This window comes from Bradyrhizobium sp. Ses1, assembly GCF_059512365.1.
In genome coordinates, this window is sequence record NZ_JCAMOQ010000080.1 from 1 (window position 1) to 22,965 (window position 22,965).

Annotated in this window: 23 protein-coding genes and 3 pseudogenes; 9 read left to right on the top strand and 17 right to left on the bottom strand. The window is 60.3% G+C overall.

What is annotated here, in order from left to right; genetic code table 11:
- A partial coding sequence (locus AC5ZG5_RS43005; protein WP_496165528.1) for a transposase occupies positions 1-325 on the top strand: 325 nt, incomplete at its 5' end.
- 2 nt (positions 326-327) lie between these two features.
- Positions 328-1,118 (top strand): annotated as a pseudogene (gene tnpC, locus AC5ZG5_RS43010) (IS66 family transposase); the annotation flags it as partial.
- Positions 1,119-1,251: 133 nt separating this feature from the next.
- Here the strand turns inward: tnpC and AC5ZG5_RS43015 are convergent.
- The 3 genes and pseudogenes from AC5ZG5_RS43015 to AC5ZG5_RS43025 all read right to left on the bottom strand — a co-directional run.
- Positions 1,252-2,268, bottom strand: coding sequence for a nucleotidyl transferase AbiEii/AbiGii toxin family protein (locus AC5ZG5_RS43015; RefSeq protein ID WP_456645685.1), 1,017 nt, complete (start codon positions 2,266-2,268; stop codon positions 1,252-1,254).
- On the bottom strand, positions 2,261-2,851 hold the full coding sequence (locus AC5ZG5_RS43020) for a DUF6088 family protein (RefSeq protein ID WP_456645686.1): 591 nt from the start codon (positions 2,849-2,851) through the stop codon (positions 2,261-2,263). Before AC5ZG5_RS43020 ends, AC5ZG5_RS43015 begins: the two co-directional genes overlap by 8 nt.
- Before the next feature lie 432 nt (positions 2,852-3,283).
- Positions 3,284-3,797, bottom strand: a pseudogene (locus AC5ZG5_RS43025) (ISNCY family transposase); the annotation flags it as partial.
- Positions 3,798-4,105: 308 nt separating this feature from the next.
- On the opposite strand from AC5ZG5_RS43025, the gene AC5ZG5_RS43030 reads away from it, so the two are divergent.
- Positions 4,106-4,450 (top strand): histidine kinase dimerization/phospho-acceptor domain-containing protein, encoded by a 345-nt coding sequence (locus tag AC5ZG5_RS43030; protein ID WP_456645687.1) that lies wholly within the window; start codon positions 4,106-4,108, stop codon positions 4,448-4,450.
- A gap of 673 nt (positions 4,451-5,123) precedes the next feature.
- Here AC5ZG5_RS43030 and AC5ZG5_RS43035 read toward each other — a convergent pair.
- The gene (locus AC5ZG5_RS43035) at positions 5,124-6,335 is read right to left on the bottom strand and encodes a hypothetical protein (RefSeq protein ID WP_456645688.1); all 1,212 of its coding nucleotides are present in this window, start codon (positions 6,333-6,335) and stop codon (positions 5,124-5,126) included.
- A gap of 319 nt (positions 6,336-6,654) precedes the next feature.
- Here AC5ZG5_RS43035 and AC5ZG5_RS43040 point away from each other — a divergent pair.
- Both AC5ZG5_RS43040 and AC5ZG5_RS43045 read left to right on the top strand, forming a co-directional pair.
- Positions 6,655-7,289: pseudogene (locus tag AC5ZG5_RS43040) on the top strand (IS5 family transposase); the annotation flags it as partial.
- 92 nt (positions 7,290-7,381) lie between these two features.
- On the top strand, positions 7,382-7,600 hold the full coding sequence (locus AC5ZG5_RS43045) for a hypothetical protein (protein ID WP_456645736.1): 219 nt from the start codon (positions 7,382-7,384) through the stop codon (positions 7,598-7,600).
- A gap of 318 nt (positions 7,601-7,918) precedes the next feature.
- Here AC5ZG5_RS43045 and AC5ZG5_RS43050 read toward each other — a convergent pair whose 3' ends face one another.
- The 8 genes from AC5ZG5_RS43050 to nifH all read right to left on the bottom strand — a co-directional run bounded on the left by AC5ZG5_RS43050 (position 7,919) and on the right by nifH (position 15,876).
- Positions 7,919-8,215 carry a ferredoxin family protein gene (locus AC5ZG5_RS43050; RefSeq protein WP_456645689.1) on the bottom strand — a complete coding sequence of 99 codons (297 nt, stop codon included), beginning with the start codon at positions 8,213-8,215 and terminating at the stop codon, positions 7,919-7,921.
- A 32-nt stretch (positions 8,216-8,247) separates the two neighbouring features.
- Positions 8,248-9,555, bottom strand: coding sequence for an FAD-dependent oxidoreductase (locus AC5ZG5_RS43055; protein WP_456645690.1), 1,308 nt, complete (start codon positions 9,553-9,555; stop codon positions 8,248-8,250).
- Positions 9,556-9,566: 11 nt separating this feature from the next.
- Positions 9,567-10,676 carry an electron transfer flavoprotein subunit alpha/FixB family protein gene (locus AC5ZG5_RS43060; RefSeq protein WP_456645691.1) on the bottom strand — a complete coding sequence of 370 codons (1,110 nt, stop codon included), beginning with the start codon at positions 10,674-10,676 and terminating at the stop codon, positions 9,567-9,569.
- 1,020 nt (positions 10,677-11,696) lie between these two features.
- Entirely contained in the window at positions 11,697-12,038 is a 342-nt protein-coding gene (gene nifW, locus AC5ZG5_RS43065; RefSeq protein WP_456645692.1) for a nitrogenase stabilizing/protective protein NifW, read from the bottom strand.
- A 206-nt stretch (positions 12,039-12,244) separates the two neighbouring features.
- Positions 12,245-13,432: a homocitrate synthase gene (nifV, locus tag AC5ZG5_RS43070; RefSeq protein WP_456645693.1), complete on the bottom strand. Its 1,188-nt coding sequence runs from the start codon at positions 13,430-13,432 to the stop codon at positions 12,245-12,247.
- Positions 13,433-13,607: 175 nt separating this feature from the next.
- Entirely contained in the window at positions 13,608-14,123 is a 516-nt protein-coding gene (locus AC5ZG5_RS43075; protein WP_456645694.1) for a Fur family transcriptional regulator, read from the bottom strand.
- Between the two features lie 22 nt (positions 14,124-14,145).
- Positions 14,146-14,862, bottom strand: coding sequence for a nitrogen fixation protein NifQ (locus tag AC5ZG5_RS43080; RefSeq protein WP_456645695.1), 717 nt, complete (start codon positions 14,860-14,862; stop codon positions 14,146-14,148).
- Between the two features lie 129 nt (positions 14,863-14,991).
- Positions 14,992-15,876 carry a nitrogenase iron protein gene (gene nifH, locus AC5ZG5_RS43085; protein ID WP_456645696.1) on the bottom strand — a complete coding sequence of 295 codons (885 nt, stop codon included), beginning with the start codon at positions 15,874-15,876 and terminating at the stop codon, positions 14,992-14,994.
- 422 nt (positions 15,877-16,298) lie between these two features.
- On the opposite strand from nifH, the gene AC5ZG5_RS43090 reads away from it, so the two are divergent.
- Positions 16,299-16,733, top strand: coding sequence for a response regulator (locus AC5ZG5_RS43090; RefSeq protein WP_456645734.1), 435 nt, complete (start codon positions 16,299-16,301; stop codon positions 16,731-16,733).
- Positions 16,734-16,741: 8 nt separating this feature from the next.
- A complete protein-coding gene (locus tag AC5ZG5_RS43095) occupies positions 16,742-17,155 on the top strand; it encodes an ArsC/Spx/MgsR family protein (RefSeq protein WP_456645697.1) in 414 nt (137 codons plus the stop codon).
- Positions 17,156-17,278: 123 nt separating this feature from the next.
- On the opposite strand, the gene AC5ZG5_RS43100 is transcribed toward AC5ZG5_RS43095, so the two are convergent.
- The 4 genes from AC5ZG5_RS43100 to AC5ZG5_RS43115 all read right to left on the bottom strand — a co-directional run bounded on the left by AC5ZG5_RS43100 (position 17,279) and on the right by AC5ZG5_RS43115 (position 19,166).
- A complete protein-coding gene (locus AC5ZG5_RS43100) occupies positions 17,279-17,692 on the bottom strand; it encodes an MFS transporter (RefSeq protein WP_456645698.1) in 414 nt (137 codons plus the stop codon).
- Between the two features lie 449 nt (positions 17,693-18,141).
- Entirely contained in the window at positions 18,142-18,348 is a 207-nt protein-coding gene (locus tag AC5ZG5_RS43105) for a hypothetical protein (protein ID WP_456645699.1), read from the bottom strand.
- A gap of 279 nt (positions 18,349-18,627) precedes the next feature.
- Positions 18,628-18,762, bottom strand: coding sequence for a hypothetical protein (locus tag AC5ZG5_RS43110; RefSeq protein WP_456645700.1), 135 nt, complete (start codon positions 18,760-18,762; stop codon positions 18,628-18,630).
- A 239-nt stretch (positions 18,763-19,001) separates the two neighbouring features.
- Entirely contained in the window at positions 19,002-19,166 is a 165-nt protein-coding gene (locus AC5ZG5_RS43115; RefSeq protein ID WP_456645701.1) for a hypothetical protein, read from the bottom strand.
- 346 nt (positions 19,167-19,512) lie between these two features.
- Between AC5ZG5_RS43115 and AC5ZG5_RS43120 the strand changes: the two genes are divergently transcribed.
- Both AC5ZG5_RS43120 and AC5ZG5_RS43125 read left to right on the top strand, forming a co-directional pair.
- Entirely contained in the window at positions 19,513-20,250 is a 738-nt protein-coding gene (locus AC5ZG5_RS43120) for an OmpW/AlkL family protein (RefSeq protein ID WP_456645702.1), read from the top strand.
- A 184-nt stretch (positions 20,251-20,434) separates the two neighbouring features.
- Positions 20,435-20,698 (top strand): hypothetical protein, encoded by a 264-nt coding sequence (locus AC5ZG5_RS43125; RefSeq protein WP_456645703.1) that lies wholly within the window; start codon positions 20,435-20,437, stop codon positions 20,696-20,698.
- A 118-nt stretch (positions 20,699-20,816) separates the two neighbouring features.
- Here AC5ZG5_RS43125 and AC5ZG5_RS43130 read toward each other — a convergent pair whose 3' ends face one another.
- Entirely contained in the window at positions 20,817-21,164 is a 348-nt protein-coding gene (locus AC5ZG5_RS43130) for a (2Fe-2S) ferredoxin domain-containing protein (protein WP_456645704.1), read from the bottom strand.
- Between the last annotated feature and the right edge of the window lie 1,801 nt (positions 21,165-22,965).

Below are 22,965 nucleotides of genomic sequence, written 5' to 3' on the forward strand. Positions count from 1 at the left end.
GAAGCTGATGTATCGCCGCAAGAAAGCGCTGCATCTGATTGTGGACGGGCTACCCGCGCACAAGAAGGCGGTGGTCACGGACTACGTGGCGAGCACGCAGGGAAAGCTGACGCTGCACTTTCTTCCGGGATATGCCCCGGATTTGAATCCCGACGAGCTCGTATGGAGCCATGCCAAGCGCACTGGCAATGCACGCCGGCCGCTGCGCGCAGGCGAGAAATTGGAAGACCGAGTCCGCACCCAGCTCGCCGACATCGGCAACAGACCAGCTTTGGTGCGTTCCTTCTTCAAGCATCCAGATGTCGCCTATATTGCTGACCTATGAGTAAGACGGTTACCGGCCGGATCTGGACCTATGTTCGCGATGACCGGCCGTTTGGTGGCACGGATCCGCCGGCGGCCCTGTTCTACTACTCACGCAACCGGGCTGGAGAACATCCGCAAAGCCATCTTGTCGGCTATGTGGGCCTCATGCAGGCCGATGCCTTCGATGGGTATAACCAGCTCTACAAGGCCCAAAGGAAGCCGGCTCCGATCCTTGAAGCGGCCTGTTGGAGCCACGGCCGCAGAAAGTTCTTCGACCTGGCGAAATCTGGAGAGGCGCCGATTGCCAGCGAGGCCGTGCGACGCATCGATATCCTGTCGAAATCGAGCGCGCCATCAACGGCAAAACGCCGGAACAGCGGCTTGCGGTACGTCGTGATCAGTCGAGGCCGATCGTCGCCGATCTCGAAATCTGGATGCGCCAGCAGCGAACCTTGCTCTCATCAGGAAACGATACTGCAAAGGCGATCAACTACCTGCTCAACCGCTGGGCGGCGTTCACCCGCTTCCTGGACAATGGCCGCATCTGCCTCTCGAACAACGCTGCCGAACGAGCGTTACGCGGTGTGGCTGTCGGAAGACGAAATTGGACCTTCGCCGGTTCAGATGCTGGCGGCAATCGTGCCGCCGCCGTCTATACCCTGATCGAAACCTGCAAGATGAACGACGTTGATCCGCAAGCCTGGCTCGCTGACGTGCTGGCCAGGCTTCCAGATCACCCCGTCAACAGACTCGCAGAACTGCTCCCGTGGAATTGGAAGGCGACCCAACAGTCCAAAGCGGCGGCTGCTTGAGCCCCGCGGCCGACCCGCGGGCCTGCCCGGGGTGCTGGCCGGATGCGTACTTCGCACTCGGTGGACGCCGATTAGGTGATCTGCACGATATCTGATCGAGGTCAGCGCATGAACTCCGACCATCTCCAGGTTTTCAGGCTGGTTTGTTCGCTCGGCTTTCGATGTCCGCACACCGTTTCATTAGCGTCTCGAAGGTCTCTGGCTCGTCCAGCAAAAGCCCATCTTCGACCATGTGTTGATAGTCCCGCTCCAAAACGGTCCGCGTTTCGCCTTCAGGAACGAGCTTCAACGCACCATTGACTACCTTGTGATAGTCAATCGTCGTACCGGCACGGTCCTTTTCAGAGAAGAACCATGTTTTATGCTCTGCCACCGTTTCAGCCAGCTTTCGGTCTTTCAATGCGGCGTCCACGATGCCCGCGTCATCCAGCCTCACGAGATCATACCAGTGGCGAGCAAAACGCTCGCCTCGCAGTTTGCCCTGGACACAAAAAATATGGATGGCAGTCGCCTTCTCCCAGAAGGTGCGCTCCGCTTTCATGGTTTTCGGCCTGGCAGTGGGAAACTCGAGGGTTTCAAGATACTCGGCGGCGTCGCAAACCACGTCATGAAGCTCGCTCGGCTCGCCCGTGGATCTTGCGCCGAATTCAAGCATGACGGCGGGGCTCACATAGCCATTGCCTGTCTCCAAGGGAGCGTATCTGACGAAGATTTTGTCACCTTCGGCCTCCGCCTTTGCACTCAGCTTGTCGTTTTCCAGACACTGATTGATAACGGGAAGCGCCTTTTCTTTCACCCAAACTGGAAGTCGCTCTCGGACCTGGTCGCTCCATTTTTTGCCCTGGCTACGGGTCTGAGGGACCGGATTGCTCTCGCTTGTTTTCACGAGATCAGGGGCTATTGCCCGAATGTCGTAGGTAAGGTCGACGTCTTCTGAGAAGCGGCGGATTGCGCCGTACGCCTTGGAAAGGGACGTACCGCCCTTGAAAACGAGGTGCTCTCCGACTGGAGAGGAAAAGAGTGCGTTCAAGCACCAAACAACCCAGACATCTTTCTCAAGGAGATGTGCCGGACGTCCTGAATTGGAAGCAGCAACGCCGAGCGCCTCTCGGCGCTCGGCATCAGACAGACTTAGGAACTTGTCAGACACGCAGTTCGCTTACCGGCCTGGCAAGCCAAGTCGGCAATGAAGACGCCGCGGACTTAAGTTCACTCACTTCGGTTGGGGTCAGTTTCTGACTGACCGACCGCAATGCTCGTTCTGCCGTCTTGGGACCGACCCAGGCAAGCGCACGCACCACCTCACCTGCACGACGGTTGGCCAGGATAAGCTGCCAACGCGGCGCATGCTTGAGCTGGACAACTTGCTTGCCGAGGTGGAGTTCGCGAGAAGGACCGGAGGTCAGATAAACCTGACGGACAGGTACCTGCGTTGTCAAACCAAGGTGGTTGGCCGCCGCCGCGCCGCTGGAAACAATGGTCTCGCCGCTGCGAGCCTTGGTTTCCTCAACGACTTTTTCGACTGACGGAGCTCTAACCCCGAAACGGCTTTCGACCGGACGCAGATATACGCCCCGCCTCGCACGCAGAAGTTTTCCTCGCTCGGCAAGACGCGAAAGGGCCTGATCGACGGCAGCACGCTTCCCAAGGTGCAAAAGCGCCTTGGCAGCAATGGGTGCGCCTTCGGGCAGTTCCTTGGTGACTTCCAAAATCCGGGCGCTCAGGGGGGGCATGGCTCTCACTCCACTGTCAGAAATATAGGAGAACTTCTGACAGCCTACAAGCATCCGTTTAAAAAATGTTCAAAGCAAATTCAGCACTTGCGGAATTAGGTTCGATTCGGTTCTTTTTGAGGACTTCCAAACAGGCCACTTTCGAGGTTATCCTCACACCTCCGGATGGCCGCTAGAGGGCTCAACGCGGGACCCGCTTTTAGGGTCACCCGCTCGCAGCCTTTCAGCGATTTTGGTCTTATGCCCGGACGCTCGAGGCCCGACGCTCCCCTGAGGCATCCAGGATAGCCGGTAATCTACCGACCTTCCAAGACTGCCCGGCAATTTGCTCCCCGGCAGAGGGAGAGCAGGCCGGCCGTGGAGCTGGCCGGGGTTGCGCAACGGCCGGCCTCCTCCGGCGCGGCTTGCTCGTTATTAGGTATTGCAACGTTGTCAGTTCGTGCTGTCTTGGGCCGATGCAAACAGCAGCGCGTTCGCCTGCTCGCTTCGCCAGGATTTAAGGCGACGCTGAAGCGTTCGCAGGAGCTTATCAGAATAGAGCTCGGATATTCTGCCTGCAGTTTGGGACAGAAGCTCGCTGCCCGTCCGCCACGGTTCAGCTTCGTACCATGCTCGTAGTTCGACGGTTACACGAATGAGTGCGTCGGGCCGCCGCCCTCCTCTCTTCGCTTTCATGACCGGCTTGTCTGTCGGCCGTGTCCGGCCATCTTTCCAGGCCGTTCGTAAGCTTGCGAGGTAGAGCTCGATCAACTGTGGCGCCGCGGAGGCGTCGCTTGCAAACTTTCTGTCGGCAAGGGCGGCGAGCGATTCCTGCGCGGCCCGAATGTTGCGCAACAGCACGACAGGATCCAGTTCGGCGTAGATTTCCTGCACGGGCGCGAACCACATCGGGGGTGCGGGTATCGGCGACCAAACGCTGAGGCGGGGTCGCTCGCGCGCTGTACGTCGCGAACCGGACTTTCCCGGCTGGACCGGCCGTGCCGCCGATCAGATGATCGAGCACAATCTGAGCGACGTCCTCACGATCGCGGCGCGCATCTATTACGAAACGCACATCGCGCCCCTATTGCGGATGCAGGGCTCGTTCGAGGAATTCGCCATCGACGTGGTCAGGGCCCACGGACAGGTACCGCAGATGATCGCCAACGCGACTGAGCGAAGCGATGCAGACGGCAAGCCTCTGTCCAGCCGCCTGGCGCTCATCAGGGCGACGGACCGACCTCTTACGAACAGGAGCTCCTCAAGGCTCGGGAGTTGGCGAGGAACGCCGAGAGGGCGGCCGAAGAAAGGCTGCTGCGCGAGCATGAGGCCTCGGAGCTGCGTGAGCAGTTCATCGCGGTGCTCGTTCACGATCTGCGCAATCCGCTCGCCTCCATCAGCGCAGGCGCACGCATCCTGGACAGGACGGCGCAGACCGAAAAGGAGCGTCAGATCATCGCCATGATGCAGACCACTGTCGTGAGGATGGCGGGGCTGATCGACAACGTGCTGGATCTCGCGCGGCGCCGGCTGGGCGGCGGCATCGGGCTGAAAGCTCCTTCTCGCCCCATTGCTTTTCGAAGTAGGCTTCGTAGAGCCGCGTCGAGGGCAGCGCCGTAAATTCGAGCATCGGACGAGGATAGGCAAGGCCGGCCGTTTGGCAGCAGGCGTGGTTCTCCAGGTCAGGCTGGCGCCTTGTTTGAAGCGACCAATGCCCCGCCTTCCGAGCGCGGACTCTAGCGATCGACCTGTTACATGAGCATTTCGACTGGCAGCATTCGTGTTGCAACCGAAGTCCACCAATCATCATCCGCGCGGGTATCAGCGGTAAATGGATAGCCCGACGATCTCCGGAACATCGTCTTTATGGTTTGAGGGACGCACTCCATTGCTAGTTTGTTTCGAGAATGAAGCCCCAGCTCAGGAGGCAGAGCTGGGGCCCTGCGGCGCTCACGCAGTGGATAGGCCCAAAGGACCCAAAACAGGAATGGACTTTTCGGGGGCGGCACACACTAACTTTTTTTGCGCTGTGGAAAAAATGCCGGCGCTCACCCAGGCTGTTTATGCGCCCCCAGATGCTCTCGGGAAAGGAGCGGCCCCAGCTGATGAGAAACTGGGGCCTTGAGGTGGATGGCTGGCTCGACTGCCAACCCTCCCGCGGTACGGACATGCATTGCTAATGTCCGATCGGCCAACCCGTTCCTATGGCCCGGATGGGCGCGTCCAAATCGAGAGGTCATCACGCAGCTCCCTGCGGTGTGGACGGCAAATTGACCAGAGAGTGAAGACAGCGCTAGACGTCTGACGGAGCCCTCGCCGGTGCCGCTGGCGCAGCGTCGCTACCAACTCGAGGGTGATGGATGAGCTGAACGTCATCGGGCCCTCCCGGCCCCAAGACGGCGGTGTAGCGCTCACCGCGAATGTCGTAGCGCGTTACCGGCTGCGCCGCATCCGGCAAGAGGCCCCAGCGGCCCAGCTTCGAGAGCATCGTCTCCGGGGCGGGTTGGGTGCCGTGGGAAAAGTCCTCGGGAACGGCCAATGAAGCATCAAAAGTCTCGACGACCGCTGGGGACATCGCCTCAGCCCCGGCGGACGCCGGCGCGGCTTGCTCCATCCTCCGTCCAAGCAGCTCTGGCGAGGCCCGATTCCCCGGCCGCGCGCTGGGCTGCGGAACGTTTTCCGGTCGAGATCCGAGACGAACGGCAGCGCCTGGTGGATTGAGTGGGGTGCTCTGCCTCATCAGCCCCGCGGGCACCAACAGCGCCGTGTAACGGTCAGTGTTGATCACGAAGCTGGTCGGTCGGTTGTCCTGGCTCGGCAGGAGGCTGCTCCCCTCCCGCGCAGCGATCAGCTCGTCCGGCGCGTGCTGGTGGCCGTAGCGCCAGTTCAAGGGACGAACGGCCTCTCCGAAATCCGGGGCTTGGGGATGGCGCGCGGTTGGCCCGAGAGACGACGATGGGCCGGCGTCTTCCATCCTCGCCCACAGCAGATCCTGATCGTAACCTTCCGCAGGCAGGACCAGTGGCGAACCGACAGCTCGCCCGAAAGGCGACGGTGGGCCGGCGTCTTCCATCAGCACGCGACCGGCGGAATTGCCGGTCTCGCTCAGCTGCCGCTCAATGGCCTCCCCTTGCGGATGGCTTAGCGTCCTCTGCCTCTTCGCTGGTCTCAACTGCCCTGTGTAATCCTCACCCATGAGGACCTCGTGTCTTGGCAGGGGGTCGCTCCCGGTCAGCTCGTCCGGAGCCGGCTGGTAGCCGTCGCGCCGGTTCAAGTGACGAACGGCTTCTCCAAAATCCGGCGCTTGGTGATCGCGCACGGTTGGCTCGAGAGACGATGCTAGGATGGCTTCGTCCATCATCCCTGCGACGGGAGCGGCATCGCGTTGCGGCACTTCATCCAAGTGCGGCTCAAATTCCGCTTGCTGCTGTTGCTGTTGTGTCACCGTGGCGTTGTACGTAGCGAAATCTCGGTCGAATGGGTTGATATTGTTGAGTGGGTCCATGTTCCCCTCCGGTTGGAGCCGGTTCGCAATCCTGAGCGGATAGTGTCGCTCTCTAGTTCTCACTCTACTAGGATCAGCTTTCGACAAGCTGACGGGCTTAGAGAATTAGAATGAGCCAAATTGGCCAAAGCGTGCATTCTCTCAGACGCAGCAGCATCGGTCGTCCGCCGAAGAAAGGCCTTAATGACCAAGAGAGAGTTTGCGCTGGCGAAGTTGGAGCAATCGGAACCACCGTTTGCCGCTTACTAGGTCCTGTGGACCTCCTGGGATTCCCTTAAGCCGGCACATTCAGTTCAAGACTGCTTTTGGGGAGGCAGTCTTGGGTATGATCGACCGTATGGTTTTGAGCGACGCGCCGTGGGATCGGATGGCGCCGCTGATTATCGGCCGGGCTGACAAAAGGGGATCGACTGGACGCGACTACCGGATGTTCGTGGAGGGCGTTCTATGGATTGTGCGTACGCGCGCTCCCTGGCGTGATCTTCCAGAGGCGTTTGGCGATTGGAACAGCGTTTTCCGGCGCTTCAGCCGCTGGAGCGGGAAGGGTGTATGGTGGCGCATCTTCGAAGCGATGTCTGACGATCCAGACTTCGAGTATCGATCGTTGATTGCAGCATCGGCCGAGCCCATCAGCACGCTGCCGGGGCAAAAAAGAGGTCTGAAGATCAGGCCGTCGGTCGTCCGCGCGGTGCCTGAGCAGATCCACATGGCCGTTCGAGGATTGGGATGCCCGCTGCGCTTCACAGTGACCGCGGGTTAAAAGGGTAATGCACCATAAGTCGCCGCCTTGATCGAAGGATTGCGCGCTGAGGTCGTCATGGCTAATGCAGCCGATGACGCCGATCGCCAGAGGCAAGCCATCGCCGCCAAGGGAGCGCTGGCCGTCATTCCCAGCATCCCAAATCGCCCCTCGACAAGCATCTCTACGGTTCGCTGCAGAGACTGGAGCGTTGCGAGTTGTCGCACTTCACTTATGCGCCGCTCGCCGTGTGCCAGGGAGCTTGCTCCTCGATCGGGCGAGCGTTGCCGCGGCTCCGGAGGAGTTCGTGGTTGGTGCGTTATTGCGATGCTGCACGGCCAGCTTGCCGGATTCGGAAGCGCTCGCCATCCGTGGCCGCGCCATTCGTGGGAGCCCCGATGAGTTTACCCCGCTCGGCCAACTGCTCCGAAATGGGACCGACGTGCTCTTTCGCAAAGATTGCTTCGCCCGCAACGAGCTTTACGTGCTCGGTCCTCTTGCCGGCTCGGACCCGCTTACCGAATGACCCGTCGCCGCGATAGTTGATCATACCAGTCGTTTGGTCCCCCCTGGTCCCACAGTCGTTGAGCGACCCCTCCGTTCTTGTCTATCAGCCGGAAACCGGTGTTCCGCTGCAGGCATGTTGAGGCGTCGTCGGCCGGCGTGCGCATCAAGAGATCTCGCCGCATATGATCGATTGGCTGCGGCGCTTAGGGTAGTGCACGAGCAACTATTCGCCCCAGCTGCCTTGTCCCGGCATCGTCGCAGCGAATTGATCAGGTCGCTCGTGGACCAATCTTGGGCCGTGCTTCTTGGCGATGACGCGCCGCCTGCCGTTCAGCCCTCATCCAAACTTGAATAACACCCCATATCCGCCACGCGGATAGCTCCATTCGATGTCGCCAGTGGCTTCGCCGATGACGCGGCAGGTGCCGCATTCGATGCAGCCGTCGACGGTGACCTCGACCTGCCCCTTGTGGTTGATCTCATAGCAGCGCGCCGGACAGACCTTCAAGAGTGCAAGCAGCTGTGGGGACGGTTTCGTATGTGCGCGTACTTTGATGTGGGGATGACCGACGTCGACAAGATAGCGGTTGTAGAACAGCTTGTCCTCGACGCGCACTGATGTCTCGACATTCATATTTCAGCTTCCTTGGCTTTGATTCTGATGGGCTACCGCCACGCGCGCGCGAGGCGGAATGCGTCGCCAAATAAACCGGTCCATGACCGCGCATTGACAAAGGATTTCAACGTCAGCTTCTCCTTCTCGGCCTTCGGCGTGCCGTCGACGCGTACATAGTTCTGCATCGCCCTGGAGACGAGCTGCGGATAGGTGAGAAAGAAGTTTTGCGAGTTGGTATGCATCAGCATCGGCATATCCTTGTGCTTCTTGAGATCCTTGATCACGAAGGATTCGTCCAGCATCTTCTTGTAGAGCGACAGATTTGCCGCAGTCATGGGATGACGCCGCGATCTCACCTGGACGATAGCTTCCGCCGCAATGCGGCCCGAGGTCATCGCGAGGTTAGAGCCCTCGCGATGAATGGCATTGTTGAGCTGGGCCGCATCGCCGACCACGACCCAGCCTTCGCCATACAGCTGCGGGATTGCCTTGTAGCCACCTTCAGGGATGAGGTGCGCAGAATATTCCTTGACCTCCGAGCCCTCGATCAGGGGCGCCACGGATGGATGACGCTTGAAGCGATCGAGCAGCCCATATGGCGTCTCTCCAGTGCGCTGAAAGTCGGCGACGATACAGCCGATGCCGATCGATATGCATTCTTTATTGGCATAGATGAAGCCCATCCCTGTCATGCCGCAAGAAATGGTGCCGGCCGCTTCGACAACGACGCCTTCGTCGCCCTTGAGATTGAAACGGGCCTCGATGGTCTCACGCGGCAAGAAGTGCATTTCCTTAACCGCGAGTGCCACCTTGTCGGGCTTGGGCCGCTCGCGCAGGCGCGCACGCGTACCGAGCAGGCCATTAACGCCTTCGGCCAGTACCACGACATCTGCGTGGATTTCGCCGTCGCGACGATCTGTACGAACACCGATGACTTTCCCATTGGGGTCCCGCGCGAGCTCAGTGACGGTGGTCTCGCACAGCACGGTCGCGCCGGCCTCGCGCACTTTCGAGGAGAACCATTTATCGAACTGCGCGCGGATGATCGTGTACCGGTTCGGACGCTCCTCGTTGAAGTCCTCGGAGCGGTAGTGCACGCCGACATGCGAGCGATCGTCCATCATCCAGAACCGTTGCTCGACGAGATGACGTTCGAGCGGTGCGTCGTCGCGGAAGTCTGGGATTAGTTTTTCCAGCATGTCGGCGTAGAGGATTGCGCCCTGGACATTCTTCGATCCAGCATATTCACCGCGCTCGAGCTGCAGCACCTTCATGCCGCGTTTGGCCATGGCCAGCGCCGCCGCGTTGCCCGACATGCCGGCGCCGACCACGATTGCATCGAACTTCTCCTCGATCATAACAACCTCCTCTAGCTCGCGATCCGGTCGCGCGAATGCGGCGAAAGCCGTGCACGAAATGCGGCCGTCAGCGCGGGCAACAAGTGCATAGCGTCATTGACGATGCCGATATGGGCGAAGTCGAAGATCGGTGCGTTCTTGTCGGTATTGATGGCAACGATCAGATCGGCGCCCTCCACGCCGACCCGATGCTGGATCGCGCCGGAAATACCTGCGGCAATATAGAGCTTCGGCCGGATGGTCTTGCCGGTCTGGCCGATCTGCCGGTCGGAGCTGACCCAGCCCTTTTGTACCAGCGGCCGCGAACAGCCATATTCCGCGCCGAGCACGTCGGCGAGCTGTCGTACCAGCTGGAAACTCTCCGGCGAGCCCAGCCCCAGCCCGCCGGCGACGACGACGTCGGCGTAGGCAAGATTGGATTTGGCCGAATCACGGTCCGGCACGAAGGATAGCACCTTGGTGACGATGTCTTCTTCGAGCAGGCGGAGCGGATGGATGATAATGCGGGCGGCATCGCGCGCGACGCGCTCTGGCATCGGCATCACGCGCGGGCGGACGGTTGCCATCTGCGGCCGGTAATTCAAAGTGTAGATCGTGCAAAGCAGCGATCCGCCAAATGTCGGACGCGTGGCCGCAAGCGAACCATCCGCGTCGACATCGAGCTCGGTGCAGTCGGCGGTGAGACCCGTCAGTAGGGTGGTGGCTACCGAGCCCGCAAGGTCGCGACCGAGCGTGGTTGCGCCCAACAGCAGGATCTCTGGCTTGTAGGTATTGACGAGATCGGTCAGCGCCTTCGTGTAGGACTCGTTGCGATACTCCGACAGCACATTCTCGGTCACGAGATAGGCTAGGTCGGCGCCGTAGCAGAAGGACTCGAGCGCGGCGTTACGCGCGGCCTCGCCCTCCGGGCCGATAACAACCGCAGCGAGATCAACCTTCAGCTTGTCGGCAAGCTTGCGGCCCGCACCCATGAGCTCCCAGGAGACGGGATGCACCTGGCCGCGCTCCTGCTCGACGAAGACCCAGATATGCTTGTAGGCCTTAAAGTGCTCCGGCAATTCTCTTTTCGCTCCTGCGCGGCCGCCCGCGACCGGCGTAGGAGCTGTGGTGATGTTGCTCATAGCCTTGTCCCCCTCACAACCCGCGCGCCTGCGCCACAAGACCGGTTTCTAGCTTGGGTCGGCCCTTCAAGATGGCTTTCATCAGCAACTCGGTCGGCTGCTTCGTGGCTCCCATCCGCCTCCTCTCGGTTTGTGGCGAAGGCGCAAAGACACGCTTGACTATGATCGGCGAGCCGCACGCCGCATTTCGAGATGTTCTCGACGCTGGCCTCCTGCCCGCTCCATTTCACAACTGGCCCCAGCGGCGCGCGCAGGGCGTCGGTTATGAGACCGCGGCAAATCTGGCTCGCTTCCTTCATGGTTGGCAAGGCACGGCAGCTTTGTGCGCAACGTCGACGCGCCCCGTTCGGCGCGGCGCTACACATCGAGCCTGGTGAGCGCGGTGATCTTGCTGGAGAACTTTTCACGCAATAAGCGCGCGGCCTCGCGCGCAAACAAGGCGTCTTGTTTGACGATACTCGCCCACCCTGACGCAAGATGGTGTTGGTAAGGGGATTGACGCCGATCTGCGCGAAATCGGGAACCTGCTTGATGGAAACGATACTGTGCATGCCTTCTCCAGAGGTAGCGTGGAAACGCGAGTTACCCATTAGCGGCCAACGCCCGGTCAATCCCAGCCTCAATGGCGTCAAAGATAAGTTCGAACGGCATTAACGCGAGCGTGAGCCACAAGATGATGCCGGCGCGAGCGGCGAGCAGTACGGCAACATGCTTGGTCTTTCTCCAAATCTCATCTCGGACGGCAACAATTCTGTGTAGGCCGGCGCCAATGACGGACTTGGCCGGAGAACAGCAAGTGTCGTACCAGTTGCACGCGATCGAAAATCAGAGCTCCGATCAATGACTTGAGAAAAATTGATGAAGGGGTCAGTTAGCATCGCAGACAATACAATCCGCCATACGTCGGGAAGGCGACAGCGTGGCTTCGCGCGTTGCTGTAGAGAGTTGATCTGGAGGAAGGCGAATGGCACAACACACTGCACCGACATGCTTGAGGCAGATCTGAACTTATACATGAGGCTATTTCAGCGAGCTCAACGGCACGAAGGCCGCCGGTTTCTTGGGCTCGGCGACCGCATCCTTCAAGACCTTGAACACCCGCTGATCGATCGGCGAGGACGACACGAAATCGGCGTAAGCCTGCTCCAGCACCGCCTTGCACCGCGCCGTGACCTCCGCCTCTGCGCTACCTTCGAATTGTTCCTTGGCGAGATATTGCCCCATGCGCCTTAAGATATGCAGGCGCGCGACATTGACGATCTTGGGGTCGTAGTCGACGCCAAGCAGCGCAAAAAAATCTTCAGCCGACGAGGCCTTGTTGAGCCGATCCAGGATGCTGGCTGCCCTCTGTTTGTTGCTCATCGAAACTCTCCTTGTTATGCCCTCCGGCCGGTGGTCGGGACGCAGCACAGGCTGGTCACTTCTTGCGACGCTGCTTCGCGCACGCGGCGCTCTATATTGTCTACGTAGACTATGCGTTGGCGCATCAGCGCGAGCAGCGAGGATTTCCGCGGCACGCCCACGGTTTCGAAGTGATCGGCCGTGATGGTGCCGGACCATGGCCCGCCTCACGCGCAATTTGTCAACGAGCACTCGCGGATGTCGCGCCAGATCGCCGCCACCGTCTCGCGCGCCACTGGCCGCTTGTGCTCGATGGCATGTCTTCGCACCCGCGAGAGGATCTGGTTTGCCTCCTCGGAGCTGGCGGCGAGCTGCAACTCGTCAAGCAGCGTCGTGATCGCGGACAGCCCGGAATGCTTGCCGATCACAATACGATTGAACCGACCAAGCAAATGGGGGTCGAGCCACTGATAGGTGCGTTGATCCTGCAATAAGCCATGGACATGAATGCCGGATTCATGGGTGAACACATGCTCCCCGACGATGGCCTTGTTCAGAGGAATTGTACGTGCAGCCGCGGCTGCCACTACCGCGGCGACGTTCTCGAGCTCCGGCAGCACGATGCCGGTGGCGCGCCCGTAGAGCTGTTTGAGCGCGACGGCGACTTCTTCCAGCGGCGCATTGCCCGCTCGCTCGCCGAGCCCTATGACGGTCACCGAGGCGTGGCTTGCGCCCCCCTTGATGGCGGCGAGCGTATTGGCGGTTGCGAGCCCGAGATCGTCATGGCCGTGAAATTCGAGCTCGAGATCGGTGGTCGCGCGCAAACGCGCGATCAGCGCATAGGTGGAGTCGGGATCAAGCACACTGAGCGTATCGGCAATGCGAAAGCGCCGTGCGCCCGCGGCTTTTGCGATGGCGATCAGCGTGATGAGAAAATCGACGTCAGCGCGGGAGGAGTCTTCGCCGCCGACGGCGACCTCAAGCCCCCGCTCGCGAGCGTAACTGACCACCCGCCTCACCTGCTCTAGGGCCAGCTCGCCGTCACCGCTAAGCTTGGCGGCAATCTGCACGTCAGATGCCGGAATCGAGACATTGACCATCGACACCTTGGCCTCGATCGCCGCATCGACATCGGCTTCACGCATCCGGCACCAGCCGATGATGGTGAGCGGGAGACCGACCTCAACGATGGCGCGGATGGCGGCGATCTCTTCACTGCCCATCGCCGGCGTCCCGGCTTCGATCTCGGTAACGCCGGCCCGCGCCAGCGCCCGCGCGATCGCCACCTTTTCGTCGGTAGTGAAGGCAACGCCAGGCGCCTGTTCGCCGTCGCGCAGTGTCGTGTCGTTGAGCACGATCGGACTTCCCGATGCCGTCTCGGACCATGACGGTTTGGCAGAGGCGGCGGCGATCATGCGAAGCTCCTTGTTGTCTTTGGCAAAGCAAGGCTTCAGCAACCCGCATGCCACGCCGGCACCCGCCCCAAGCTGTTGAACAAGCACGCAGTTTTCGGCTCAGCCGGATTGTCGCAAACGCGACAGCGTGGCAAAGTCGACGCGTCGGCTTATCTCAGGGCGCGATCGCTTGGCATCAACTCGGCTTGCGACGCAGATGGATGATCAGATCGACGCGCGAGACTGCGTGGCCCGGCAGCGGCACGGGAACATTCACAAGCAGGGGATTCGCATCGGGACCGTTGAGCAGGATATCGTCGCCGTGCAGATAATAATGCGGATGCGGCGTGGTGTTGGTGTCAAAAAATGATCGCGAACCGTCAACACGGATCCGACCCAATAGGCCGGCTCGCGTGAACTGGTTCAAAGTCTTGTAGACGGTAGACTGTGAGACCGGAAAGCCGGTCTCACGCGCCTCGGCAAATAACATCTCTGCGGTGACATGCCGCTCGGGTGACATGCCGCTCGCCCTGGCAAACAACAACTCGCTTAAGATCACGCGCCGGCGCGTCGGGCGCAGCCCGGCCTTGAGCAACATATCCTTCCAGCCGGCGTCGGGACATTGCCTGCTGAAATGGGCGCAGGTCGTATCCACCTGCACCTCGTCGAAGCCAGCGCGATCCGCGCGGTCATCGGTTGGAAGTCTGGCCAACGGACGATCCATCCCGTGTCGCTCACATAGGCCAGATGCTGGCGGCGTCCGGGTTAGCCGCCTGCAACAGTACGTCACGCCGGCGCTCAGCCATCCGGCTCTCGCCACTTTCATCGCCAAAGCAGCGGTTGAAGTCCTTACATTGCGTGCACACCGGTGTCGTGCACATCACAAGGCCGTCGCCCTCGCACAGCATGCGATAGAAGAACCGCTTCCAGCGCATATTGTTGACATTGCGCGCGGCGAGCGGCGCAAAATGGCGGCTTAAGAGCCGGGATAATTCACCACGATTGCGCAATCCGAGGTCTTCCCAGAGGTGATTTGGCTCGATCGCGCGACGCGCGATCATCGCAGCTAGCCAGTTGCCGATGTCGCCTTCAGTCGAGCGTTGCGCGAGCAGGAGATCACGCAACATTGCGGCCTCGTCGCTCTCATTGCGCTTGAAACGCAAGAGCAACTGCTCGGCGTTCATCCGAATCGACGGGAAGTACTGCTCCAGCAACGCGGCCAGCTCATGGCTGGACAGACCGACCTTCTCGGAAAGAAGACCACCATCCATCGTGGCGGCCGCCAGAATGGACGCCAGCACGTGGCGATCGAAATTGCTGTCACTGGTTGTGTCGGCATCTGCGGGGTGCGCCCCAGTGAGCAGGCGGTAGGTCGCAATTCCCCTATGCCGCTCGCCGTTCGCATCATTCGCTCTGGCAGCCATAAGCGGAAAGAATTGCGCTTCGAACATGGATTGCCGACCTTTCCACCGCGATCAAGTATGCTCCGCTGCATCGTGATGCTGGTCACGAGATTTTTCGCTGGAACGCCGGCCTCCCTTATCAAGCATTGGGAAAGCCGGCCTCCATCGGTATGCTCTTTACTCGGCGGCGAGCTGGGCGGCGGTCTTGCCGACGATGGACTCGTCAACTGGCTTCATGATGCCGTGCTCCATCAGCATGTCCTCGAGCTCATCCATGGAGATCGGGGTCGGAATGATGCCCTTGCCGCCATTGTTGTGGATCTTGCTCGCAAGATTGCGATAGTGATCGGCCTGCTGGGACTCCGGCGCATACTCCAGCACGGTCATGCGGCGCAGCTCCGCATGCTGCACGACGTTGTCGCGCGGCACGAAATAGATCAGCTGGGTGCCGAGCTTCTTGGCAAGCGCCTCCGCCAGTTCCAGCTCCTTGTCGGTCTGCCGCTCGTTGCAGATCAGGCCGCCGAGCCGCACGCCGCCAGAATTGGCATATTTCAGGATGCCCTTGGAAATGTTGTTGGCGGCATACATTGCCATCATCTCGCCGGACATGACGATGTAGATCTCCTGCGCCTTATTCTCGCGGATCGGCATCGCAAAACCGCCGCAGACGACGTCGCCGAGCACATCGTAGGAGACGTAGTCGATGTTCTCATAGGCGCCGTTCTCTTCCAGGAAGTTGATCGACGTGATGACGCCCCGGCCCGCGCAGCCGACGCCCGGCTCCGGACCACCCGACTCGACGCAGCGGATGTCCTGATAGCCGATCTTCATCACGTCCTCGAGTTCAAGGTCCTCGACGCTGCCGGCACTCGCCGCCAGGCTCAAAATCGTGTCCTGCGCCTTGGCGTGCAGGATCAGGCGGGTCGAGTCCGCCTTGGGATCGCAGCCCACGATCAGGATCTTGTGGCCCATTTCGGCCAGCGCCGCCAGCGTGTTCTGCGAGGTGGTCGACTTGCCGATGCCACCCTTGCCGTAGAACGCGATTTGTCTCAGTGAAGACATGTTGCTCTCCATCAACCGATTTGCCAAAGTTTGCGCGCTGGCTCGCGCGCCAGCTTTGTTTCTCTCTCAGAAACGAGGCACACGGGTTCAAGGGAAGGAGAGCATCGCTCGTCTTGCGCGTCTGCGTGCACTCAGCCCTCACTCAGTGTTGCTGCATTGTGATAGCAACCCCCGTGCCAAGGCTGTCTACGCTCTTTAAGCTTCTGATTTCGCGTTGAAAAACCAGCGAGCCCGCGGATGACACCAGGTGTTTTGAAGGTGACAGCAATTGTGCCGCTGTCAGAAGCCGAACAAGGATCGCAAGCATCAAACGGGCAAAAGCCGGCTTGGCGCGGGCCCTTTCGATGCGTTCATGCGGGGAACGGAAATTGCTAATTGCTCTTGCAAGCCGCTTTGTCGGCGCGATTTTCAGGAGAGCGACAGTGCAGCAAGATGTCGAAACCTCGAAGGCGGAGGGCCAGCGACGGATATTCGTGGTCGACGATGACGAGATCACCCGCGTGACTTTGCAACTTATGCTGCATGACGAGATCGAGACGCACGAGCTTGCAACGCCGGAAGAGGCTTTTGTCAGGGGCGTCGATTGGTTGAAACCGGATGTGGTGCTACTCGGCGCCTCCTTTTTGGGGCAAAAGGGGCCGGCGTTAATCGGCCAATTGGCGGCCCATTTTCCCGAGGTGCGGATCCTGATCGTCTGCGACAAATCCGACGAGCCCACCGCGGTCGAAGGCATCAAGGCGGGCGCGCACGGCGTGCTGGTCAAGCCGCTGACCCTGGAAGCTGTCCGCAAGAAGGTCGATAGGATTTTCGAACGCGGCGCCACCGCGCCCATCGTAGAGCTCAGGGTGCTGAATTAGGCGACGCCATGGCGACGATCATTTTCTATCAAAAACCCGGATGCGCCACCAACGCGCGCCAGATGCAGGCGCTGAAGGCCGCGGGCCACCACGTGATTGCCAAGGATATCTTGAAGAAGCCGTGGCGCGCAGAGGAACTGCGCCAGTTCTTCGGCAATACGCCGGTCGGATCCTGGTTCAACCGCGCCGCGCCCCGTATCAAGTCAGGCGAAATCAATCCCGACTTAAGCGACGCGGCGAGCGCACTCGCGCTGATGCTGAGCGATCCGCTCCTGATAAGGCGCCCGCTGATCAACGTCGACGGCGCAAGATGCGCAGGATTCGATCATGAGCCCGTGCTGTCGCTGCTTGGGCGGAGCATGCAAGATGATCTCGAGCGATGCTCGCGCGAGGGAACCGGAGGGTACTGCCCGAGCGGGTGAGCTACACGACTCGTAGCTCTACCGAGAGGCGAAGAAACGAAGTTTCCCCCGCTCCCCGTTATTCACGGGCGCGAGGAGCAAAGCTCGCTGAAGACGATCGGGGCTCGACACGCGCGTGTATTATTAGGGTTGATGAAAAAGCCCCAAGGTGCAGCCCGCCAATGCAGTCATCGCGTCGGAGCCGGCATCGCCGATGCTGAATTGCGCGTGAAAGCCGGACATCAGCGGACGCTTCGCTGCACGATCCAGTTCGAGCGCATTGATACTCGCAGCGACATCGACCAAGCCGAGCGAGCCGCCGAAGGCAACCAGCGCGGCCCCGAGCGCCAGAGGCGTACCGGCAACCGCGAGCCACGGCAGGATGAGCGCAATTCCGAACCAGCCGATCAGGATGATCGGTTTGCTGCCGTAGCGCGCGCTCAACAAACCGGTCAAAAGCATCGAGACGACCGAGCCGATGCCCAGACAGAGCAGCAGAAAACCGAGAACTCCGTTATCGACAGCCAGCCGCTCCTTCGCGAACGGCACCAGCGGCACCCAGCCCGCAATGCCGAAGCCGGCGACAAAAAATGCAAGGCGCGTCGTGATCCGGGTGGCCAGGCGACCGACGGACATCAACGGGGAAGCTCGGAGGAAGAGTTGGTGGATTCCTGTTCGTACACGCTAAGGACATCACGGCGGAGCGTGAGCGGCTGCGACCGCAGTTGCAGCCGCTCGAACATGTTGTTTCATGTCGCCCCACAACAAATTGGCGGGGCGGCCGGACGCCATGGAGGGCGTGCCGAGTCCGTCCCTACAGCACCGCCCCGCCTGCGACCGGTGATGGTGCCCCGAATGAAGCAAGCGGTGTGCCGATTTTGAAAGTTGGCTACAGTCGCTTCGTACTGGGTGTGTGTAGCGTCATGTGGTGGATATTGGTCTCAAAGCCGACAAAACGACCCGCTCTAGTTCAGTGCGCCCGAAAGCTCCGCCAAACGGTGTCACTATCAGCGGTGTGTGATCACGTCGGGGTTGTCGACCACCATGTCGAGCAGCGTGTCCTCGACCATGCGGCAATCCACGCCCTTGATCCGGACGCGGCGAGCATCGCAGGGCCGGAATACAACCCAATCGCCGGCCTTGACATCCTGGCCGTGGAAATAGGTGCCGGTCTGCGGCTCATGCTTGAAGGCGGTGTTGCCCTTCTTGAGCACCAGGCCAACGGTGCCCTGCCAGACTGATTCCTTGATCGCGCCGGTCTACAGGATGAGCCCGCCATCGATCTTCTCCGGCTCGATGTAGATGCTGACCCCTTTGTTGTTCAGCAGCTCGATGGTGCACAGATCGCCAACGAGCTTCATCAGCTCGGCCCTTCTCGTCCTCCGAATTGGAACGCCGTTCCAATGTCGAAACACGTACCATCCCTCTCCTCCTGGTCTTTCAGGATGTCTTCCAGCGTCTAAGCGAGCAGGTGCGCGCGGCGGCGGTCGCCTTCACCCCACATTGCGCTGATACTGGCGCCCATCTGTGAGCTTGCCGGACGTGATGGCGTCGATCGCCTTCTTATTTAGCTCATCAAGCTTGGCCTTAAGGCGTTCGGCTAGATTGGTATCGATGATGACGCTCATTTACGGCCCGCCCACTCGTTTCCGAGCCAATTGCAGGAGCGCCATGCGAGTCAGCGGCCATCTGACAAAGAAAATGGCCGCCTGCGTTGCCACAAGCGGCCGAAGTCTAGGGAGGAAACGCCCAAGGAGGGCAGGAGGCAGCCTAGAACGAACGCCATCAGCAGCTCAATTGAACGTAGGTAATCGTCGGGTATCCAAAGAGTGGGACGGAACGATACGAAGGTTTATGTCGAGATCGGCTAGGCAACGCCCAACTCGCCGCTCGCGCCCGGCTCGGCCACCATATGCCGCACCAGGATCATTTCCAATCCGACGTCCGAACCAGGGGCGACGCGGAATTGATTAGTCAATTGCCGGCCGGCACCCTTCAGATAGAGAAGGAAGCCGGGCAACTTGGCGAACATTACTGCCTCAATGAACCCCCGCGTATGCGCGGGCATGACAGGCGGCGCAACTTCGAGGCCCCTCGATCGCGCGTTACCGCTGTAGCTGGATTGCATTAGAGCGTGATCCGCAAACGTGGAAACCGCTTTTCCGAGAAGATCATGCTCAAACAAAAAATATAGAGCGGAATGACGATTCGAAGAAAAGTCAGTCATCACGCCCTACGGCCGTGATCCTTTCGCAACATGGCGACTTAATCGTGTCTCGACCGCCCGATTTTGATTCGCATCAAATCCCTCGCGATGCCGCGTGTGTGACAGAGACGTCGCGCGAGTCCCCGCGCTGACTTGGGAATCGGAGAATTTGATGAGAACAAGAACAATTCTGACGACAGCCTCGCTGCTCGTGCTCGCGGCGGCATTCGGTGGGGCCACCATGTCGCTGCAAGCTGCCGATCTCGCATCGGCGCCGATCTACACCAAAGCGCCGCCGGTCGAACCATTCAATCCCTGGATGATCCGCCTGCGCGTGCTCGGCGTTTTGCCGGATGCCCGAGGTAGCTCGGTCAACGTCTTCGGCGTTCCGGGCCTGTCGTCGCCGAATTCGGGGCTCTCGATCAGCGATCAGGTGATCCCGGAGCTCGACATCACCTATTTCTTCACCCCGAACATCGCCGCCGAACTCATCCTCGGCGCAACCAGGCATCACATCAGCGGTACCGGGGCGCTCAACGGGCTCGACATCGGCAAATCCTGGCTGTTGCCGCCGACGCTGACGCTGCAATATCACTTCACCGATTTCGGCGCGTTCAAGCCGTATATCGGTGCCGGCATCAACTACACCGTGTTCTTCAACCAGTCCGCGGCCAATACGCCGGTCGCTGGCCTCGCGGTCACCGACCTGCAGATCAGCAACCAGGTTGGCGCCGCGGTCCAATTCGGCTTCGACTATATGCTCGACCGTCACTGGGGCTTCAACGTTGACGTGAAGAAGTTGTGGCTGCGGCCGGATTATTCGGCAACCGTCAACAACGCGATTCCGGTCACCGGGCGCGCCAATATCGATCCTTGGCTGGTGGGCGGCGGCGTCACCTACAAGTTCTGACCCAAGAGCACGATCGGGGAAAAGTGGAAACCGGGTTGCGCAAACAAATAGATCGAGCGAGCTGACGGTTCGAAGAAGCGTCATCTCTCTCAGCGCCGGGAGCCGGGCCCGGCGCCGCATTCGCTTTACCTTTGCGCTATTGGCGGAGCCAACATGAGGTGACGGACCAGATCGAAGGGTAAGAGTGATTGATCAAGCCATTTTCCATCTCGGCGAGCGTCGGGCAAAGCGCCACAAGGACATCAACGTCAGGGATTCAAACGGCTCGCCGCTGGCGGTGGCAGGGCATGGTGATCAGGGACTTGAAATCCAAAGGCTCGTCCACGGTGATCAAGCGCGCACCCTGATCAGGAACATCCATCTTACCGAGGATACCGATGAAAGCGAAGGCCGCACCTATAAGGTCAAGGGCCCGGTTGGGCACGGAGTTCTTGATGAAGGACTGTGAGGTCACCACCACTCATCACCCTGGCGAAAGAGGGTAACCCAGGATTCCAGAGACGCCAGTCGTTGGATGGAAGCCGAGGCTAACTTGATAGCCCGCGCAAGCTGCCTTAACCGAGCCCTCAGCTCCGCTTCAACACCATCACCAGGCGGTCGACACGTTTACCTTCCTTGAGATGGGACTCGACGATTTCGTCGATGTCGTCAGGCGTGGTTGGACGGTACCAGACGCCATCGGGATAGACCACCATCAAGGGACCAGCCTTGCAAAAGCCGAGGCAGCCCGCCGCCGTGAAGCCGATATCGGTGAGCCCTTGCGCTTCGATCGCCTTGCTCATCCTGTCCCACAGGGCTTGCGCACCAGCTGCACCGCAGCTGCCGTGCGGATGAGTAGGCGGACGCTGGACGTGGCAGGCAAAGACATGATGCCTGTAGAGTTGAGGAAGCTCGAATTCCGTTTCTGAGTTCATGAGCCTGAAACACGTTGGATTGGGTTCATCTGAACGGAGACAAGGTCCGAGTGCATCGCCCCCGGGACCGCGGTCGTGAGCGCGAGCGCGTGAAGCTCGTCACCCATTGTCCCGTTGAGCGCCGCATACAAAATCTGATGCTGCTTCGGCTCTTGACTGTGAAGGCGCGCGAAACGACGCGGGCGCCATAATGATCGCCGTCGCTGGCTAGATCAGTCACGGACACCTCCGCGTCCGAAAAGCCTTTCCTGATCAGGGCTTCGATGTCTGGTCCCCTCATCGCGATCTGCCTTGCTCCCGCTTGGCTTGCTCCACCATCTTGCTTCTCCATGCAAGCTTCGAACCAAGATGCGCGCCGTGCGCTTCTGCGCCGATCCTTCTCGGTCTGCTGACGTACAACTGCCACTCATCGTCACGTTTGCTACAGCAACGGTCTCTTTTGTTGCGGACGTGACAAACATCGAGCAGACGCGTGCGCCTCCAGCTTTTCCGCAGCTAGCCCCCCAAAATAGCCGAAGAATCCCGATCCTTCTGCATGGCTCGGCTCTTGCAATGTCATCTCGCGGAAGGATGTAGCGCGTCACGACCGTCGTCTTCTCGGAGGAGCCCATGAATTTTCGCCAAGCTGCCTGATGAGCTCGACGCCTCGCTACAGCAGGGCATGACCGCTTACCGGCACCATTCGGCGCGAACCGACCGCATCTTTCGGTGAGCGCTGAACGCTCTGACGAGAGCGCGCGATCGCCGAGCGCGGCTTGCGCAAGGGCGCAAGCCAAGCCGGCTGGGACCACGATGGCGCCAATGGCAAACCACAATCGGGGATGCCAGTGGCGTTGGCGCTTCACGCTCTCCGCCTTGAAGGCGCTTGCCTTCAATCAGTTGATTCCTGGGGCAAAGACCTCGATTACGAGGCTAGGGTCAATGGATATGTCGCTTGAATTGATGCGCGTGACTGGGGTCTGTACTTCGCAGGATTGTTCCCCCTCTCCCTGCATGCACAGCCAGCCTACTCTAAAGCGAGTCTCCCAAAACTCCTGATACAGGATCGTCATTTCACTGCCTAACGGTCCTGTCACGTCTGGGTCTGCGGTCCCCCCTGCCAGCCCAGACGGAGCCCTCGGCGGTTGTAGCCGCCGAGGGCTTTCTTTGTCTCGAGCGCGTTTTGGATGTCACTAACACCTGTTCGCCTCGGCTTCCTCCCCAAATGCGGCCTCATCGGAAGCGAAGCCGGCACGCGGATTCACCCGACCAAAATGGTGCTGGCGTCGACGTTCGCCGCCTTGCCTGCCTCACTCGGTAGACAGCGTGAAGCCGCGCCGCTCGCGTTCGTCCGCACGCGATTTTGTGGATCTAGCAATGTGGGGAGGCAGCCCCCCGGTTCTGAAAGCACGCGGGCGTGCCCTATCGCAGGCTAGGGCGGACGGAAAGCAAAAGGAATGCGGGACGACGTCAGCCCCACCTATTCTCTACAGTCGGGCCGACGGCTTTCATCATACGGCTTGCCTGTCTGGTTGCGTGTCCAGTTAGCGAGCGTGGACAACGCGAAATCGAGTTCGCCGCGCGCAGTTTCGTTGGCGACCGTCTCCTGCGATGCAGCGCACATGCAGGCGAGCCGGGCGTCCAACCCTCCGCGCCGACGAGAAAACCGAGATGGAGCTGCCGCGGCCGCTGGAATCGCCCTTCTCGGGCGCATAGAGTTTTGGTTGGCCAGTCTATTCGGCGAGCTAGTACCCGGAATCAGAGCTGAGTGATACGGCGGCCTTTGAAGCGGCGTTGACGGACCTTTTTCTTGGTCCAGACG

What these genes read in the sequence shown, in the direction of transcription:
- AC5ZG5_RS43020 (WP_456645686.1), bottom strand. Translation starts at nt 2,851, where the DNA reads ATGCCCCCCCTGAGCGCCCGGATTTTGGAAGTCACCAAGGAACTGCCC.
- AC5ZG5_RS43035 (WP_456645688.1), bottom strand. Translation starts at nt 6,335, where the DNA reads ATGGACCCACTCAACAATATCAACCCATTCGACCGAGATTTCGCTACG.
- AC5ZG5_RS43050 (WP_456645689.1), bottom strand. Translation starts at nt 8,215, where the DNA reads ATGAATGTCGAGACATCAGTGCGCGTCGAGGACAAGCTGTTCTACAAC.
- AC5ZG5_RS43055 (WP_456645690.1), bottom strand. Translation starts at nt 9,555, where the DNA reads ATGATCGAGGAGAAGTTCGATGCAATCGTGGTCGGCGCCGGCATGTCG.
- AC5ZG5_RS43060 (WP_456645691.1), bottom strand. Translation starts at nt 10,676, where the DNA reads ATGAGCAACATCACCACAGCTCCTACGCCGGTCGCGGGCGGCCGCGCA.
- nifW (WP_456645692.1), bottom strand. Translation starts at nt 12,038, where the DNA reads ATGAGCAACAAACAGAGGGCAGCCAGCATCCTGGATCGGCTCAACAAG.
- nifV (WP_456645693.1), bottom strand. Translation starts at nt 13,432, where the DNA reads ATGATCGCCGCCGCCTCTGCCAAACCGTCATGGTCCGAGACGGCATCG.
- AC5ZG5_RS43080 (WP_456645695.1), bottom strand. Translation starts at nt 14,862, where the DNA reads ATGTTCGAAGCGCAATTCTTTCCGCTTATGGCTGCCAGAGCGAATGAT.
- nifH (WP_456645696.1), bottom strand. Translation starts at nt 15,876, where the DNA reads ATGTCTTCACTGAGACAAATCGCGTTCTACGGCAAGGGTGGCATCGGC.
- AC5ZG5_RS43095 (WP_456645697.1), top strand. Translation starts at nt 16,742, where the DNA reads ATGGCGACGATCATTTTCTATCAAAAACCCGGATGCGCCACCAACGCG.
- AC5ZG5_RS43110 (WP_456645700.1), bottom strand. Translation starts at nt 18,762, where the DNA reads ATGAGCGTCATCATCGATACCAATCTAGCCGAACGCCTTAAGGCCAAG.
- AC5ZG5_RS43115 (WP_456645701.1), bottom strand. Translation starts at nt 19,166, where the DNA reads ATGTTCGCCAAGTTGCCCGGCTTCCTTCTCTATCTGAAGGGTGCCGGC.
- AC5ZG5_RS43120 (WP_456645702.1), top strand. Translation starts at nt 19,513, where the DNA reads ATGAGAACAAGAACAATTCTGACGACAGCCTCGCTGCTCGTGCTCGCG.
- AC5ZG5_RS43130 (WP_456645704.1), bottom strand. Translation starts at nt 21,164, where the DNA reads ATGAACTCAGAAACGGAATTCGAGCTTCCTCAACTCTACAGGCATCAT.